Raw genomic sequence first — 17219 nt, forward strand, 5'->3', positions numbered from 1 at the left:
CCGGGCGCCCCTGTCAACAGGGGCACGCCGGATCAGGTGTTGAGCTGGGCCCAGGCCTTGTCGATGCGCTTGATGCTCACCGGCTGCGGCGTGCGCAGCTCCTGCGCAAAGAAGCTCACGCGCAGCTCTTCCAGCAGCCAGCGCACCTCCTGCAACCGGGCGTCCTGCACACCCTTGCGCTCGGCCACCAGGCGCCAGAAGCGCTGGTCCTGCGGCCGGAGTTCCGCGAACTTCGCCGCGTCGCGTGCCGGGTCGCCGCGCAGCTTGTCCAGTCGCAGCTGCACCGCCTTGAGGTAGCGCGGGAAATGCTGCAGCTGCGCGTAAGGCGTTGAACTCAGGAAGGTCTTGGGCACCAGGCGCTGCAGTTGCTGCTGCACGTCGGTGGCCACGTCGGCCGGAGGCTTGCTGTCCTTGAGCTTGCGCTGCGCGGCTGCGAACTCGGTGAGGATCACGCCAGCCTGGCGCGCGATCTCGTTGGCGATCAGGGTCAGGCGTCCTCTGCCCTCGTCCACCCGAGCTTTGAAGGCCGCGGCGTCCGCCGGCAACGGGTCGGTCAGGAAGGCACGGTCCAGGGCGAGGTCGAGGATCTGGTTCTTCAGTTCGTCCAGCGTGCCGCCACCGCCGCCACTGTCGGTCTTGCCAACGGCCATGTAGGCCACGCCCATGGCCTGCAGGCTGGGCAGGTTCTTCTCCAGGTACTTCAGCGCGTCCTTGATCTGCAGCGCGAACAGGCGGCGCAGGCCGGCGCGGTGGCGCGCCTGCGCCACCTCGGGCTCGTCGAAGACCTCGATGCGCACCGCGTCGCCGTCGTCGATCAGCGCCGGGAAACCGATCAGCGTCTGGCCACCCTTGCGGATTTCCATCAGCTCGGGCAGTTCGCCGAAGTCCCAGGTGGTGTGGCGCTGTTCGGCGCTGGACGCCTTCGAGGCGGGCGCAGCGGGCGCCTTGGCCTTGTCCGGGGCGGGCACACGGCGCGCGTGGTCGGCGGCGGGCGCCGGGGTCGGTGCCGCCGGCGCACCGGCCGCCGGTGCCGTGATGTCCTGGAGCTTGAGGGACGCCAGCGCCTGAAACGCCCCGCGCGCCTTGGAGCCCAGCTCGGCCTTGAGCGCGCCCAGGTTGCGGCCCTGCCCCAGCTGACGCCCGTGTTCATCCACCACGCGCAGGTGCATGAAGTGGTGCGCCGGCAGCATGTCGACCTTGATATCGTTGCGCTGCACCGGCAGTTGCGTGGCCTCGCGCACCAGCTTGAGCAGCGCGTCCATCAGGTTGCCACTGGCGAACACCTCGGGCTGACACAGGGCCTCGGTCATTTTCTCGGCGGTGGCCGGTAGCGGCACCAGGCGCGAACGCGGGCGCTGGTGCAGGGTCTTGAGCAGGGCCTGCACCTTGTCCTTGAGCATGCCGGGCACCAGCCAGTCGCAGCGGTCTTCGCTGACCTGGTTGAGCGCGAAGATGGGCACCGTCACGCTCACGCCGTCGCGCGGGTCGCCGGGCTCGTGCAGGTAGGCGGCTGCGCAGTCCACGCCCCCCAGGCGGACGGTCTTCGGGTAAGCCTGCGTGGTGATGCCCGCGGCCTCATGGCGCATCAGCTCTTCGCGGGTGAGGAAGAGCAGCTTGGGGTTCTCGCGCGAAGCGTCGCGCCACCAGCGCTCGAAGTCGGCGCCTCCGCACACGTGGGCCGGGATCTGCTGTTCGTAGAAGGCGTAGATGAGTTCGTCGTCCACCAGCACGTCCTGTCGCCGCGCCTTGTGTTCCAGCTCCTGCACCTCGCGCACCGTGCGGCGGTTGGCGGCCAGGAAGGGCAGCTTGCTGTCCCAGGTGTCTTCGTGCAGGTGGCCCACCAGGGCTTCGCGGATGAAGAGATCACGCGCGCCGGCCGGGTCCACTTTTTGATAGTCCACCCGCCGCTGCTGATAGACCACCAGACCGTACAGCGTGGCACGTTCATAGGCGCTGACGCGGCCGGCCTTCTTCTCCCAGTGCGGGTCCAGCACCTGCTTCTTGAGCAAATGGCCGCCGACCTGCTCCAGCCACTGCGGCTCGATGTTCGCAATGCCGCGACCGAACAGGCGCGCGGTTTCCACCAGTTCGGCGCAGACAATCCAGCGGCCAGGCTTCTTGCTCAGGTTCGCGCCGGGGTGGCGGTGGAACTTGATGCCGCGCGCGCCCAGGTACCAGTCCTCGGTGTCGTTCTTTTGGCCGATGTTGCCCAGCAGGCCGGCGAGCATGGACAGGTGCAACTGTTCATACGACGCAGGCGCGGTGTTGATGGGCCACTTGTGTTCTGCCACCACGGTGTGCAGCTGCGAATGGATGTCGCGCCACTCGCGCACACGCCGCACGTTGATGTAGTTCTCGCGCAGCAGATTTTCGTACTGGCGGTGGCTCAGCTTGTGGTCGGTGCCGTGGCCGCCCTTGCTGTCTTCCAGCCACTTCCAGAGCTTGAGCGTGCCGGTGAACTCGCTCTTCTCGTCGTCGAACTTTTTGTGCGCCTGGTCGGCCTGGGTCTGCTTGTCCATTGGCCTGTCGCGCACGTCCTGCAGGCTCAGCGCGGATGCAATGACCAGCACCTCGTCCAGCGCGCCGCGCTGCTGCGCCTCCAACAGGATGCGGCCCACACGCGGGTCCAGGGGCAGGCGACTGAGCGTCTGGCCGATGCGGGTGAGTTCGTTGGCCTCGTCCACTGCGCCCAGTTCGGACAGCAGCTGGTAGCCGTCGGTGATGGCGCGGCGCTGCGGCGCTTCCAGAAACGCGAAATCCTCCACGGCGCCCAGGTGCAGCGCCTTCATGCGCAGGATCACCCCCGCCAGCGAGCTGCGCAGGATCTCCGGGTCGGTGAACTTCGGCCGGCCGTTGAAACCCGCCTCGTCGTAGAGGCGGATGCAGATGCCGTCGGCCACCCGGCCGCAACGGCCGGCGCGCTGGTTGGCCGCGGCCTGGCTGATCGGCTCGATGAGCAACTGCTCCACCTTCTGGCGGAAGCTGTAGCGCTTGACGCGGGCCGTGCCGGCGTCGATGACGAAACGGATGCCCGGCACCGTCAGCGAGGTCTCGGCCACATTGGTCGAGAGCACGATGCGGCGCTGGCCGTGCGGCTGGAAGATGCGGTCCTGCTCGGCCTGCGACAGGCGCGCGAACAGCGGCAGCACCTCGGCGTTGCGCAGCGCGGGCTGATGCGACAGGTGTTTGCGCAGATGGTCGGCGGCCTCGCGGATCTCGCGCTCGCCGGGCAGGAACACCAGGATGTCACCGCCCTGGCCTGCTCCACCGCGCCACAGTTCGTCCACGCCGTCGCCAATCGCATCGTTCAGGTCGTATTCGCGGCTCTCTTCAAACGGCCGGTAACGCACCTCCACCGGGTAGGTGCGGCCAGAGACCATCAAGACAGGCGCTTTGCCTTTGCTGGACGCGAAGTAGTCCGCAAAGCGGTCCGCGTCGATGGTGGCCGAGGTGACGATCACCTTCAGGTCCGGCCGGCGCGGCAGCAGCTGGCGCAGGTAACCCAGCAGGAAGTCGATGTTCAGCGAGCGCTCGTGCGCCTCGTCGATGATCAGCGTGTCGTAGGCGCGCAGGTCGGGGTCGGTCTGCGTCTCGGCCAGCAGGATGCCGTCGGTCATCAGCTTGACCGAGGCGTCCTTGCTCAGCCGGTCCTGGAAGCGCACCTTGTAGCCCACCACCTCGCCCAGCGGTGTCTTCAGCTCTTCGGCAATGCGCTTGGCCACGCTGCTGGCCGCGATCCGCCGCGGCTGCGTGTGGCCGATCAGCTGGCCGCGCTGGCCCGGCTTCGCGTTGAGCCGGCCACGCCCCATCGCCAGGGCAATCTTGGGCAACTGCGTGGTCTTGCCCGAACCGGTTTCGCCGCAGACGATCACGACCTGGTGGTCGCGGATGGCGTCCTCGATCTCCTGCCGGCGGGCGGAGACGGGCAAGGCTTCTGGGAACTCGATGTGCAGCGCGGAGGACAAGGGGATAACTTCAGTCAAAATCGGGCAACCCGCGATTATCCTGCGCACCCCGCCCGTCTGCCCCACCCGCCCGACATGTCCACCGTCTTCAATTTCACCTTCGTGCCCTGGTTCCGTTCGGTGGCCCCGTACATCCACAAGTTCCGGAACCAGACCTTCGTGATCGGCCTGACTGGCGAGGCCATCGCTGCGGGCAAGCTGGCCTCGATCGCGCAGGACATCGCCATGATCCAGGCCATGGGCGTGAAGATCGTGCTGGTGCACGGCTTCCGCCCGCAGGTCAACGAACAGCTGCGCCTCAAGGGCCAGGAGGCGAAGTACTCGCATGGCATGCGCATCACCGACCCGATCGCGCTGGATTGCGCACAGGAAGCGGCGGGCCAGCTGCGTTACGAAATTGAAGCCGCCTTCAGCCAGGGCCTGCCCAACACGCCCATGGCCGGCGCCCGGGTGCGCGTGATTTCGGGCAACTTCATCACCGCCCGACCGGTGGGCCTGATCGACGGTGTCGATTTCCAACATACGGGCCTGGTGCGCAAGGTGGACACCGAAGGCATCCAGCGCACGCTGGACATGGGCGCCCTGGTGCTGATCTCGCCATTCGGCTTTTCACCCACCGGCGAGGCGTTCAATCTCGGGATGGAAGACGTGGCGACCTCGGTGGCTGTGGCCTTGCAGAGCGACAAGCTCATCTTCCTGACCGAGATCCCGGGCATCCGCGTGGACGCCAACGATCCTGAAAGCGACATCGACACCGAGCTGCCCCTGGCCGATGCCAAGCGCCTGATCGCCAGCCTGCCCGTCGCCACCCTGCCCACCGATCCGGGCTTCTACCTGCAGCACTGCGTGCGCGCCTGCGAAGGTGGTGTGGAACGCAGCCACATCATTCCGTTCAAGCTGGACGGGTCGCTGCTGCTGGAGATCTATGTGCACGACGGCATCGGCACCATGGTGGTGGACGAGAAACTGGAGAGCGTGCGCGAAGCCACCATCGACGACGTCAGTGGCATCGTGGCCCTGATCGAGCCCTTCGAGAAGGACGGCACCCTGGTCAAACGCGACCGCACCGAGATCGAACGCGACGCCGGCAACTACACCATCATCGAACACGACGGCGTGATCTTCGGCTGCGCCGCGCTCTACCCCTACCCCGAAGAGCGCACCGCCGAAATGGCCGCGCTCACCGTTTCGCCACAGAGCCAGAGCCAGGGCGACGGCGAGCGCCTGCTCAAGCGCATCGAGACCCGCGCCCGGGCCCAGGGACTGCAGAGCATCTTCGTGCTCACCACCCGCACCATGCACTGGTTCATCAAGCGAGGCTTCGTGCAGGTCAACCCCGACTGGCTGCCCGAGGCGCGCAAGCGCAAGTACAACTGGGACCGCCGCAGCCAGGTGCTGGTCAAGAAGCTGGGCTAAGCCTGCCCAGCTAGCAGGCCGCGCCTACCGTCGGCGCAGCAGCAGTGCCGTCGCCAGCGCCGCAATGCCGGCAAAACAGAGGAAGGACCAGTTTGCGATGGACAGGCCCAGGAAGGTCCAGTCGATCGCCGAGCAGTCGCCGCTGCCCTTGAAGATCATGGGAATCGCTCGCTTGAGCGGGAAGGATTCGATCATTCCGTAGAAGTCGCGTCCGCAGCTGAGCACCTCGGGCGGGTACCACTGCAGAAAACTCTGGCGCGCGGCGACGAAGGCGCCACCCAGTGCCAGCAGACCCATCAGGACGACGCCGACGCGCCGGCCCTTGGCCCCCGACAGGGAGGCAGCGACACCGGCCATGATGGCCACGAGGATCAACGCATAACGCTGCACGATGCACATCGGGCAGGGCTCCAGTCCCACCACATGCTGCAGGTACATGCCGAAAGCCAGCAGGCCGATGCAGCCGGCAGCCACCAGGGTCAGCACACGGCGCGGGTACTGGTCAAGAACATCGAGGGCGGGGGTGAGGAAACTCAAGAAAACTCCAGAAGATGAAAAAGGCGCTGCGGGTGGACCCGGCCAGCGCCTTCAAGTTCCAGCGGCGGGCGATCAGCCGTTGTCGGCGAACGCGCGCTCGATCACGAACTGGCCCGGGCGCGTGGTATTGCCCTCAGCAAAACCGCGCTTCTCGCACAGCGCCTTGAGGTCGCGCAGCATCTCGGGGCTGCCGCAGATCATGACGCGGTCTTCGGCGGGGTTCAACTCAGGCAGGCCGGTGTCCTTGGCGATCTGGCCGCTCTCGATGATGTTGGGGATGCGGCCCTGGTGCACGAAGGGTTCGCGGGTTACGGTCGGGTAGTAGATGAACTGCTGGCTCACCATCTCGCCCAGGAACTCGTGCTGCTTGAGCTGGGTTTCCAGCATGTCGCGGTAGGCCAGTTCCTTGACCTCGCGCACCCCGTGGATCAGCACCACCTGCTCGAACTTCTCGTAAGTCTCGGGGTCGCGCACGATCGAGAGGAACGGCGCCAGCCCGGTGCCGGTGGCCAGCAGGTACAGGCGCTTGGCCGGCAGCAGGTAGTCGATCAGCAGCGTACCGGTGGGCTTCTTGCCAACGATGATGGTGTCGCCCACCTGGATGTGCTGCAGGCGGCTGGTCAGCGGACCGTCTGGCACCTTGATGCTCAGGAACTCCAGATGCTCTTCATAGTTGGCACTGGCGATCGAGTAGGCGCGCAGCAGCGGCTTGTCGTTCACCCGCAGCCCGATCATGGTGAAGTGGCCGTTGGAGAAGCGCAGCGCCGTATCGCGGGTGGTGGTGAAACTGAACAGACGATCGGTCCAGTGATGAACGCTCAGGACGCGCTCTTCCAGAAATGCACTCATGGTCTTGAAGAAGATGGGTCCGGCCGGGACGCCGGACTTGGAAACAAAAACAGTTCGCGATTGTAGAAGTCGGGTTCCGGCGCGCCTTGCGATAAATCAGGAACTGGCACCGGCGCCCGAAGGGGATTCGCTTGCGCTGGGTATTCATTGCTACAGTGGAGCCCCTCTTGCAGGCCCCTGCACCATGCAACCCGGTCTTGCTGGCTGCTCGCATCATGCCGACCTTGGGTTAATACTGGAACGAATAGTTTTTCATTTTACTTAGACATCAACAGAATAAGGAAACCCCATGGCACGCACCATCCACTGCATCAAGCTCGGCAAGGAGGCCGAAGGCCTGGACTTTCCACCCTACCCCGGCGAACTGGGTAAGCGCATCTATGAGAACGTGAGCAAGGAAGCCTGGGCGGACTGGCTCAAGCACCAGACCATGCTGCTCAACGAAAACCGCCTCAACCTGGCCGATGCCCGGGCCCGTCAGTACCTCGCCCGCCAGATGGAGAAGCACTTTTTTGGCGAAGGTGCCGACGCGGCGGCGGGCTATGTGCCCCCGAGCGCGGGTCAGTAAGCAGCCGGATCACCTCCTTCCCTGGTGACCTCCTCATCCCGCCACGCGCTGGTACTGGGCGCCGGTCTGGCCGGTGCTGCCTGTTGCGCGACCCTCGCCCGCCGGGGCTGGCGGGTCGAGCTGCTCGAACGCGGCCGCCAGGCCGCCATGGGCGCCTCCGGCCTTCCGGTGGGCATGCTCAGCCCGCATGTCACGCGCGCGCCGACACCGCTCTCGCGCCTTTGCTCCCTGGGCGTGGCCGATGCACGGTCCCAGCTCGAGCGTCTGGTGCCACAGGGCCACGGCTGGCAGGCCACGGAAGTCGACAACCTCGGACACGACCCCGGCCGCTGGCCTGCAGCAGTGGTCCGGCCGTCGGCACTGGTCCTGGCCTGGCTGTCTGAGGCGCAGTCCTCCGGGGGCCTGAGCATCCGCTTCGATGCCGCTGTGGCCAGCCTGGTCCGCGAGGATGGACAGTGGGTGGCCAGGGATGGTGCAGGCGTGGTGCTCGGCGCCGCGCCGACTGTGGTGGTGGCCACCGCCTACGGGGCATTTCCATTGCTGGAAGGAATCCACGGCCACGGATCGGGCGCGGTGCCGCTGCGACCGGTCAAGGGCCAGCTGACGCTCGCGGCCCTGCAGACGCCACCGCTCGCGCCCCGCCCCATGCGCAACAACGGGGTCTTTGTGCCGGCCTACGAAGATGCCGGTCTGCCGCCTGCATGGCCTTCCCGCGTCTGGGCCATGGGTTCCACTTACGAACGCGGTCGCGACGACACCACCGTGGATTCCGCGGCTCATGAACGCAACGCGGTGAGCCTGGAAGAGATGCATCCGCAGGCGGCTGCCGAGCTGCGACGCTGCGCCAGCGACGGGCGCCTGCTTGGCTGGTCCCAGGTCCGGTGTGCGTCGCAGGACCGGCTGCCGATGGTCGGCGCCGCGCCCGACCTGAAAGCCATGCAGGAATTGTTCAACGCCGCTGGGGCGCGCCGCGGCAGGGTCCCGTTGCTGCAGACGCCCCGTCTGCCAGGACTGTTCATGCTGACGGCGCTTGGCTCCCGCGGCCTGACGCTGGCCCACTGGTGTGCCGACTGGTTGGCCGGCCGGATGAGCGGCGAGCCCTCGCCGCTGCCCGAGCAGGATCGGGACCTGGAGAAGGCCCTCGACCCGGCCCGTTTCGCCTGGAAGGCAGCCCGCCGGCAGCCGGTGGCCTGAACCGGCTCAGGCCAGGAGTTCAAGCCAGCGCCGCCACTGGGCTTCCTGCAACGGCCGACCCACCAGGGCGCTGATGCCCGTGCGTTCCGTGTCCCGCTTGAGCCGCCGACGATTGAGCCAGGGTGCCAGGGGGTCGGCGTGCTCGCTGACCCCCACGGTCAGCGCATTGGCGTTGTGCTGTGAAAACAGCCGCGCCAGCTGCCAGGTGTCGACGTGGTGCTCGTCCAGGTCGAATACCCCACAGACATAACGGCGGCGTCCGATGCATTCAAGAGCGGCTTCGGTGCTGTCCGCCTCGTCCACCTCCGACACCCCCACCCCGGACAGCCAGGCCGTGACCTGCCCGCGCTCGCCCGCGGCGCCAACGATCAGCGCCCGCTTGTTTGGCGACTCCGAGCCGGTCTCCAGTGGCCCGGGCCGGGTCACATCCAGGTCGAGAAAGCCGGAGTCCACCCGTCGCGCGGCATACACCGCATCCAGATCATTGAGCATGACGGCCCACTGAATCGGCCGCTCCAGCACTCGCCAAGCATGCGCAGGTGCATGCGACCCCACCCAGATCAGTCGCTGACCCGGCGGGGTCTCCCTGGCATGGGACAACACCGCCTCGGCCGCGTCGCCGTCCACCAGAGCCACTTCTGCCAGCCGGGTCGGGGCCTGGACCCCGGGCGCGGTCAGTGGCACCCAGGGCGCGTAACTCAGTTCGCGCTCTTCGGACAGTCGGAAAACGGTGTTGAGCGCATGTCGCTCCACGTCGCTGAAGCCCACCACCTGCACATGAATCCGCTGCTTGACCATCGGCGCATGTTACCCGCGTGACGCCGCTGCACAACCAAAAGAGACCAGACATCCGACACCACTGATAACCAGAAGAAATATATGAACAACCAAAATGTCGTTTGAGATATATGGGCATTTGCGTAGAGTCGCGCCCCATGTCAGAACTTGCTTTTGTCTTTGCCGGTTTTTCTGTGGGCCTCGTCGTGGGCCTGACCGGCGTGGGCGGCGGTTCGCTGATGACCCCCATCCTTATTTTCTTCTTCGGAATCAAGCCTTACCTCGCCGTGGGCACCGACCTGCTGTTCGCGGCCGTGACCAAGGCGGGTGGCACCATCAATCTGGCACGCCAGCGCCTGGTGCCTTGGCGCGTGGTGGCCCAGCTGTGCGCCGGCAGCATCCCAGCTGCGCTGGTCACGCTCTGGGTGCTGCACCAGGTGGGCCCAGCCAGCCCTGCAGTGCAGTCGGTCATGACCCACACGCTGGGCGTGGCCCTGCTGCTGACCGCCGCCGCCATGCTCTACAAGGCGGCCCGTGGCAAGGTGCTGCCGCGAAGTCTGCCCACGACGGAAATCGACAAAGCCACCCATGCCCGCCACTGGAGCCTGCCGGTGCTGTTCGGCGCCGTCATCGGCACCCTGGTCACGCTGACCTCGGTCGGCGCTGGCGCCATCGGTGTCTCGGTGTTGCTGCTCCTGTTCCCGCTGCTGCCGCTGCCGCGCATCGTGGCCGCCGACATCGCCTACGCCGTGCCGCTGACCCTGGTCGCCGGTCTGGGCCACGCCAGCCTCGGCTCGGTCGACTGGCCTCTGCTGGGCAAGCTGCTGGCCGGTTCGCTGCCTGGCATCTGGCTCGGCACCCGCCTGATGCGCCACACGCCAGAGCGTCTGGTGCGCTCCCTGCTCTCGCTGCTGCTGGCCTACGCCGGCACCAAGCTGATCGCCTTCTGATTTATCGCCTCACGACAGCCATGTACCAGTACTCCGATTTCGACCGACAGTTCGTCCAACAGCGCGCCGCCCAGTTCCGCGACCAGCTTGAACGTTTCCAGGCCGGCACGCTGGACGACGAAGCTTTCAAGCCGCTGCGCCTGCAGAACGGCTGGTACATCCAGCGCTTTGCGCCCATGCTGCGCGTGGCCGTGCCCTATGGCGAAATCAATACCGCCCAACTGCGCGTTCTCTCCAAGCTGGCCCGCGACTTCGACCACAAGGAGGCTCACGACACCTCCAAGGCCAACGCCGCCCTGGCCGACGTGCCCAGCCTGCCCGACCGCTGCGCCCACTTCACCACGCGCCAGAACGTGCAATACAACTGGATCCCGCTGCACCGCGCCGCCGACGCCATGGACCTGCTGGCCAGCGTGAACCTGCATGGCATCCAGACCAGCGGCAACTGCATTCGCAACATCACCACCGACGCCCTGGCCGGCATCGCCGTCGATGAGGTGGCCGACCCGCGCCCCTTCGCGGAAATCATGCGCCAGTGGAGCACGCTGCACCCGGAGTTCGCCTTCCTGCCGCGGAAGTTCAAGATCGCCATCACCGGTGCCCGCGAAGACCGCGCCGCCACGCCCTGGCACGACGTGGGCCTGCGCCTGCTGCGCAACGTGGACGGCGATCTGGGCTTCCAGGTGCGCGTGGGTGGCGGCATGGGCCGCACCCCCGTCATCGGATCGGTGATCCGTGAGTTCCTGCCCTGGCACCAGATCCTCAACTACCTCGAAGCCGTGGTGCGCGCGTACAACCGCTTCGGCCGCCGCGACAACAAGTACAAGGCCCGCATCAAGATCCTGGTCAAGGCCGAAGGCCAGTCCTTCACCGACCAGGTGGAAGCCGAGTACCGCGACATCGTCGAAAAAGACGGCGCGCCACACACCATCACGCAGGCCGAGCTGGACCGCGTGAGCGCCTTCTTTGTCCAACCCACCCTTCGCTGCGATCGCAAGAGTGCCGACGCCAAGATCGCCAACATCCTCAAGGCCGCCGCCGAGGACGACGTCGAGTTCAGCCGCTGGCTGACCCGCAACGTCAAGCCGCACCAAAACCCCGACCTGCGCGCCGTCACCCTGTCCTTCAAGCGGCTGGGCTCTGCGCCCGGCGACGCGAGCGCCGAACAGCTGGAACGCGCCGCCGAGCTGGTGGACCGCTTCTCCTGCGGCGAAGCCCGCGTGACCCACGAACAGAACCTGCTGCTGCCCTGGGTCAGCTGCGATCAGTTGCCCGAGCTGTGGCGCGAGGCGCGTCGCCTGGGCCTGGCCAAGCCCAACATTGGCCTGCTGTCCGACATGATCGCCTGCCCCGGCGGCGACTTCTGCGATCTGGCCAACGCCCGCTCGCTGCCCATCGCACAGGCCCTGCTGGCCCGCTACCAAGACCTGGACGAACTGCACGACCTCGGCGAGATCGACCTGCACATCAGCGGCTGCATCAACAGCTGCGGCCACCACCACAGCGGCCACATCGGCATCCTGGGCGTCGACAAGGACGGCCAAGAGTGGTACCAGGTCACCCTGGGCGGCTCCGACGGCACGCGCCTGTCGGGTGAAGCGGTGCCGGGCAAGGTGATCGGTCCGTCCTTCGCGGCCGACGAGATGGTCGACGTGATCGAGGCGCTGATCGACACCTTCCGCACCCAGCGCCAGCCGGCCGAGACCTTCGTCAACACCGTCAAGCGCGTGGGGATCGAGCCCTTCAAGACCGCCGCCAACGCGGTGCGCGTGGCCACGGCCCGCACCCCGGTCGCCGCCTGAACGCAGGAGCCCACGACATGAAACCCACGATCCAACTCTTCAAGGCCGATAGCTTCAGCGCCGACGAGACCGGCACCCTGACCCTGCCCAACGACGCCGACCCTCGCGAAGCTGCCCTGGACGGCGTCCACACGGTGCAGCTGCAGTTCCCGTCGTTTGCCGACGGCCGCGCCTTCAGCCAGGCCTTCCTGCTGCGCCGCCGTCTGGGCTTCACCGGCCAGATCCGCGCCATCGGCGATGTGCTGATCGACCAGCTGGCGCAGATGCAGCGCAGCGGCTTCACACAGGCCGTGCTGCGCGCCGACCAGAGCATCGAGCACGGACAGAAGCTGCTGGCCCAGTACGACGCCTACTACCAGGGCGATGCCGTGGACACCCGCCCGCACTTCGCCCACGCCTGAGCACCAGGACGAACACCATGAGCACCATTGATCTCGCAAAAATCAACGCCGACATCGGCCGCGACGCCCCCGCCCTCGTCAAGTGGGCCCTGGGCCTGAATCAGCCGGCCATCGTCACCACCAACTTCCGCCCCTTCGAGGCGGTGATCCTGCACCTGGTCACCCAGGTCAACCCGGACGTGCCAGTGGTCTGGATGGACAACGGCTACAACACCGAGGCCACCTACCGCTTCGCAGACGAGGTGACGCGCCAGCTCAAGCTGAATCTGCAGATCTACCTGCCGCGCCGCTCGCGCGCCCACCGCGAAGCCGTGGAAGGCGCCACGCCCGCGCTGGACGACCCGCGCCACGCCGCGTTCACCGAAGAAGTGAAGCTGGAGCCGTTTGCCCGCGCCCTGCGCGAGACGGCGCCCAAGGTCTGGTTCACCGCCCTGCGCGCCACCGACACCGCCGTGCGCGCGCAGATGGACCCGGTGAGCATCAACCCGGACGGCCTGATCAAGGTTGCCCCGCTGCTGCACTGGACGTCCAAGGACCTGCACCACTACTGCGAGCTGCACGGTCTGCCCAACAACTTCGACTACGTGGACCCGACCAAGGGCGAAGAGAACCGCGAGTGCGGCCTGCACCTGGCCCACTGAGGCCCGGCCCACCGAACCGACTGCCGACAACGATCATGAACGCCCGTACCGACTCCGCCGTGCTGCAATCCGCCGAACACCACCTGAGCAACGCCCACCTGGACGCGCTTGAAGAGGAAACCATCTTCATCCTGCGCGAGGTGGCCGCCGCCTTCGAGCGCCCCGCCCTGCTCTTCTCGGGCGGCAAGGACTCGCTGGTCATGCTCAAGTGCGCGGAGAAGGCTTTCGGCATCGGCCGCATCCCCTACCCGCTGCTGATGATCGACACCGGCCACAACTTCCCCGAAGTGACCGACTTCCGCGACAGCCGCGCCGCAGAACTGCAGGCCGAGCTGATCGTGCGCAGCGTGGAAGATTCGATGAAGCGCGGCACCGTGCGCCTGGCCCACCCGGGGGAGAGCCGCAACGTGCACCAGTCGGTCACGCTGCTGGAAGCCATCGAGGAATTTCGCTTCGACGCACTGATCGGCGGTGCCCGCCGCGACGAGGAAAAGGCGCGCGCCAAGGAACGCATCTTTTCGCACCGCGACAGCTTCGGCCAGTGGCAACCCAAGGCCCAGCGCCCCGAGCTCTGGACCCTGTTCAACACCCGCCTGGCCCCGGGCGAGCACTTCCGCGTGTTCCCCATCAGCAACTGGACCGAACTGGACGTGTGGCAGTACATCGAGCGCGAAGCCATCGCCCTGCCCTCGATCTACTACACCCACAAGCGCGAGGTGGTCGACCGCCGCGGCCTGCTCGTGCCTGTGACCGAACTCACCCCGCCCAAGGATGGCGAGACGGTGCAGATCCGCGATGTGCGCTTTCGCACCGTGGGCGACATCACCTGCACCTGCCCGGTGGAGAGCCTGGCCGCCACCGCCGGCGACATCGTGATCGAGACTCTGGCGGCTGACGTCAGCGAGCGCGGTGCGACGCGCATGGACGACAAGACGTCCGAAGCTTCGATGGAGAAGCGGAAAAAAGACGGTTACTTCTGAAGCCGACTTCGCACCCACGAACCGACCTTTCCCCGGACATTCCCATGAACGCTGTTGTTACCCCCTCCACTGCCGCCGACACCCGCACCGCCCTGAAGTTCATCACCTGCGGCTCGGTCGATGACGGCAAGAGCACCTTGATCGGCCGCCTGCTGGTGGACAGCAAGGCGGTGCTGCAAGACCACCTCGCCGGCGTGCAGCGCCAGGGTGAGACCGATCTCGCACTGCTGACCGATGGCCTGTCGGCCGAACGCGAGCAGGGCATCACCATCGACGTCGCCTACCGCTACTTCAACACCGAGGCCCGCAAGTTCATCATCGGCGACGCCCCCGGACACGAGCAGTACACCCGCAACATGGTCACGGCCGCCTCGGCCGCCGACGCCGCCGTGGTGCTCGTCGACGCGACCAAGCTGGACTGGAAAGACGCCGGCCTGAAGCTGCTGCCCCAGACACGCCGCCACTCGCTGTTGCTCAAGCTGCTGCGCGTGCCCTCCGTCGTGTTTGCCGTCAACAAGCTCGACGCGGTGCAGGACAGCGCGCTGGCGTTCACCAACATCGCGGGTGCTCTGAGCGCGTTTGCAGCGGACGCCGGGATCGAGGTCACCGCCACCGTCCCGGTCTCAGCCCTCAAGGGCTGGAACGTGGTCGACGCCCCCGTGCAGGCTGGCTGGTGCGGCTATCAGGGCCCGACCCTGCTCAACATCCTGGAGCACCTGCCGGTGACCCGCCCGGACACCGAGCTGCCGCTGGCCTTCCCTGTGCAGTGGGTCGAAAAGTTCTCCTCGTCTTCCGACACCAGCCAGGGCCGCCGTGTGTTCTGGGGCCGTGTCGCCACCGGCATCGTCCAGCCAGGCCTGCAGGTCAAGGTCATGCCCAGCGGCCAGACCGCCACCGTGGCGCAGGTGCTCAACCACGTGCGCAACCCGCAGGCGGTCCCCGCCGGTCACAGCGCCGGCATCGTGCTCGACCGCGAGGTCGATGTCTCGCGCGGCGACTGGCTGCTGGCCGTGGACGAGCAAGGTCAATCCCTCGAAGCCAGCCGCGAGATCCGCGCCACGGTCGCTTGGATGGACGATGAAACCCTGGTCGCCGGCCGTGTCTACTGGGCGCTGCATGGCCACCGCTGGGTCAAGGCCAAGGTCAAGCGCATCGTGCACAAGTTGGACATCCACACCCTGGCCGAAGGGGAAGCCACCCAGCTAGAACCCAACGCCATTGGCCACGTCGAACTGGCGCTGCAGGAACCGCTGGCCACTGCACCGTTCGCACAGTCGCGTGCGCTGGGTTCGCTGGTGCTGGTGGACACCGCCAGCCACAAAACTTCCGGCGCCGTGCTGGTGAACTGACGCGCTTCGCAAGTCGGGTTTAACCAATATCAAGGCCAAGGGCTTCCCCGGGGCCTTACCCTCCTGCTCCGCCTAAAATCCTCGGTTTGATCGATATTCCTCCCACACCATGACCCACGTCGTCACCGAAGCCTGCATCCGCTGCAAATACACCGACTGCGTCGACGTCTGCCCCGTCGACTGCTTCCGCGAAGGCCCGAACTTCCTGACCATCGATCCGGACGAGTGCATCGACTGTGCGGTCTGCATTCCCGAGTGCCCGGTCAGCGCCATCTTCGCCGAAGAGGATCTGCCCAAAGACCAGGTGCACATGACAGCGCTCAACGCCGAACTGGCCAAGCTGCCGAACTGGAAGAGCATCACCAAGCGCAAAGATCCGCTGCCCGACCACGAGGAGTGGAAAGACCGCACCGGCAAACTGTCCGAACTCGCCCGCTGATCCCAGGAGATGATGACCGGTGACGTGATCGAGACCGATGCGGTCATCATCGGTGCCGGTCCTGTGGGCCTGTTCCAGGCTTTTCAGCTGGGGCTGCTGGAGATCCGGGCCCACGTCGTCGACGCGCTCCCGCACCCTGGCGGGCAGCCCGCAGAGCTCTATCCCGACAAACCGATCTATGACATTCCTGCCGTGCCCGCCTGCACCGGTCAGGAGTTGACCGATGCGCTGCTGAAACAGGTTCGCCCCTTCGAACCCACCTTTCATCTCGGGCAGACGGTATCCCGTGTCGAACGACAAGGCGATGATCGCTTTCTGGTGTCGACCTCCCAGCGAACCTCGCTGCTGACCAGGACGGTGTTCATCGCCGCAGGTGTCGGCGCCTTCGAGCCACGTCGCCTCAAACTCGAGGGTCTGGAGACCTTTGAAGGCTCGCAGCTTTTCTTCTTTCCGCGCCTCCCGGAACAGGAAATCGGGCGTCGCGTGCTGGTGGTTGGAGACACCGACAGCGCCATGCAATGGGCGCTGTCCCTGGTGAACCAAGGCGGCGTCGATGTGACGCTGATGCACCGACGCGATGTGTTTCAGTCCGGCACGGACTTGCAGACGCAGATGCGCGCGCTCTGTGCACAGGGACGCATGCGGTTGCTGATTGGCCAGGCCACCGCCTGCGAATCGGATGGCGAACGTCTGAGCGCTGTCAGTGTTTTGCGGGCCGATGGCGCCGCAGAACGCCTGGACGTCGACAGCATGTATGTGATGCAGGGACTCTCGCCCCGTCTGGGCGCCATGGCCCAGTGGGGACTCGCGCTGGAACGCAAACAGCTGGTAGTCGACACCGCGACGTTTTCCACCAGCGAGCCCGGGATCTTCGCTGTTGGCGACATCAACACCTACCCGGGAAAGAGGAAGCTCATCGTCTGTGGCTTCCACGAGTGCGTGCTCGCAGCGTATGCGGCAGCCACGCGGGTGTTTCCCGGCAAAGCCATCCACCTCGAATACACAACCTCCAGCTCCCGGCTGCATCGCTTGCTGGAAGTGCGGCCCGAGCCACTTGGCGGCCCAGTTCCATAATTTTTTGAAGAAACTGTGACCCGACTTCCAAACTTCATAAAAATCACACTATAATTTGAGGCTGTTCCCTGATAGCTCAGTCGGTAGAGCGACGGACTGTTAATCCGCAGGTCCCTGGTTCGAGTCCAGGTCGGGGAGCCAAAAACACAAAAGCCAGCAAGCATTCGCCTGCTGGCTTTTTTATTTTCTGGTTGACGGGCGCTGTTTTGGCCGCCAGCAGTGTTCTGAGGCCGGCCTTCGGACGCACACGCTCCCGGCTTCGATGATCGACGGCCCC

15 protein-coding genes and 1 tRNA gene are annotated in these 17219 nt (G+C 66.2%); 12 read left to right on the forward strand and 4 right to left on the reverse strand.

Annotation, left to right across the window (positions count from 1 at the left end):
• Positions 1 to 32: 32 nt before the first annotated feature.
• Entirely contained in the window at positions 33 to 3971 is a 3939-nt protein-coding gene (gene hrpA / locus HPS01S_RS03155) for an ATP-dependent RNA helicase HrpA (RefSeq protein ID WP_174545229.1), read from the reverse strand.
• Between the two features lie 69 nt (positions 3972 to 4040).
• Here hrpA and argA point away from each other — a divergent pair, with 69 nt between their 5' ends.
• Positions 4041 to 5381 (forward strand): amino-acid N-acetyltransferase, encoded by a 1341-nt coding sequence (gene argA, locus HPS01S_RS03160; protein ID WP_066151130.1) that lies wholly within the window; start codon positions 4041 to 4043, stop codon positions 5379 to 5381.
• A 24-nt stretch (positions 5382 to 5405) separates the two neighbouring features.
• On the opposite strand, the gene HPS01S_RS03165 is transcribed toward argA, so the two are convergent.
• Positions 5406 to 5918 (reverse strand): disulfide bond formation protein B, encoded by a 513-nt coding sequence (locus HPS01S_RS03165; RefSeq protein WP_066151132.1) that lies wholly within the window; start codon positions 5916 to 5918, stop codon positions 5406 to 5408.
• A 72-nt stretch (positions 5919 to 5990) separates the two neighbouring features.
• Positions 5991 to 6767 (reverse strand): ferredoxin--NADP reductase, encoded by a 777-nt coding sequence (locus HPS01S_RS03170; RefSeq protein ID WP_066151134.1) that lies wholly within the window; start codon positions 6765 to 6767, stop codon positions 5991 to 5993.
• 289 nt (positions 6768 to 7056) lie between these two features.
• Here HPS01S_RS03170 and HPS01S_RS03175 point away from each other — a divergent pair, with 289 nt between their 5' ends.
• The gene (locus HPS01S_RS03175) at positions 7057 to 7335 is read left to right on the forward strand and encodes an oxidative damage protection protein (protein WP_066151138.1); all 279 of its coding nucleotides are present in this window, start codon (positions 7057 to 7059) and stop codon (positions 7333 to 7335) included.
• Positions 7336 to 7359: 24 nt separating this feature from the next.
• Positions 7360 to 8529, forward strand: a complete 1170-nt coding sequence (locus tag HPS01S_RS03180; RefSeq protein WP_066151142.1) for an FAD-dependent oxidoreductase — start codon at positions 7360 to 7362, stop codon at positions 8527 to 8529.
• A gap of 6 nt (positions 8530 to 8535) precedes the next feature.
• On the opposite strand, the gene HPS01S_RS03185 is transcribed toward HPS01S_RS03180, so the two are convergent.
• A complete protein-coding gene (locus HPS01S_RS03185) occupies positions 8536 to 9327 on the reverse strand; it encodes a hypothetical protein (protein ID WP_066151144.1) in 792 nt (263 codons plus the stop codon).
• Between the two features lie 137 nt (positions 9328 to 9464).
• On the opposite strand from HPS01S_RS03185, the gene HPS01S_RS03190 reads away from it, so the two are divergent.
• The 9 genes from HPS01S_RS03190 to HPS01S_RS03230 all read left to right on the forward strand — a co-directional run bounded on the left by HPS01S_RS03190 (position 9465) and on the right by HPS01S_RS03230 (position 17083).
• Complete coding sequence (locus HPS01S_RS03190) at positions 9465 to 10256, forward strand: sulfite exporter TauE/SafE family protein (protein WP_066151146.1); 792 nt, start codon at positions 9465 to 9467, stop codon at positions 10254 to 10256.
• Positions 10257 to 10276: 20 nt separating this feature from the next.
• Positions 10277 to 12058 carry a nitrite/sulfite reductase gene (locus HPS01S_RS03195; protein WP_066151150.1) on the forward strand — a complete coding sequence of 594 codons (1782 nt, stop codon included), beginning with the start codon at positions 10277 to 10279 and terminating at the stop codon, positions 12056 to 12058.
• A 17-nt stretch (positions 12059 to 12075) separates the two neighbouring features.
• Positions 12076 to 12459, forward strand: a complete 384-nt coding sequence (locus tag HPS01S_RS03200; protein WP_066151153.1) for a DUF934 domain-containing protein — start codon at positions 12076 to 12078, stop codon at positions 12457 to 12459.
• Between the two features lie 17 nt (positions 12460 to 12476).
• Positions 12477 to 13100: a phosphoadenosine phosphosulfate reductase domain-containing protein gene (locus tag HPS01S_RS03205; RefSeq protein WP_066151160.1), complete on the forward strand. Its 624-nt coding sequence runs from the start codon at positions 12477 to 12479 to the stop codon at positions 13098 to 13100.
• 35 nt (positions 13101 to 13135) lie between these two features.
• Positions 13136 to 14080, forward strand: a complete 945-nt coding sequence (gene cysD / locus HPS01S_RS03210) for a sulfate adenylyltransferase subunit CysD (protein WP_066151166.1) — start codon at positions 13136 to 13138, stop codon at positions 14078 to 14080.
• A 44-nt stretch (positions 14081 to 14124) separates the two neighbouring features.
• Positions 14125 to 15429 carry a sulfate adenylyltransferase subunit 1 gene (locus tag HPS01S_RS03215; RefSeq protein ID WP_066151168.1) on the forward strand — a complete coding sequence of 435 codons (1305 nt, stop codon included), beginning with the start codon at positions 14125 to 14127 and terminating at the stop codon, positions 15427 to 15429.
• Positions 15430 to 15538: 109 nt separating this feature from the next.
• Positions 15539 to 15868, forward strand: coding sequence for a ferredoxin FdxA (fdxA, locus tag HPS01S_RS03220; protein ID WP_066151171.1), 330 nt, complete (start codon positions 15539 to 15541; stop codon positions 15866 to 15868).
• A gap of 9 nt (positions 15869 to 15877) precedes the next feature.
• Positions 15878 to 16942, forward strand: coding sequence for an NAD(P)/FAD-dependent oxidoreductase (locus HPS01S_RS03225; protein ID WP_157576061.1), 1065 nt, complete (start codon positions 15878 to 15880; stop codon positions 16940 to 16942).
• 65 nt (positions 16943 to 17007) lie between these two features.
• Positions 17008 to 17083 (forward strand) — tRNA-Asn (locus HPS01S_RS03230).
• Positions 17084 to 17219: the final 136 nt, after the last annotated feature.

This window comes from Hydrogenophaga pseudoflava NBRC 102511 (genome assembly GCF_001592285.1).
GTDB classification, from domain to species: domain Bacteria; phylum Pseudomonadota; class Gammaproteobacteria; order Burkholderiales; family Burkholderiaceae_C; genus Hydrogenophaga; species Hydrogenophaga pseudoflava.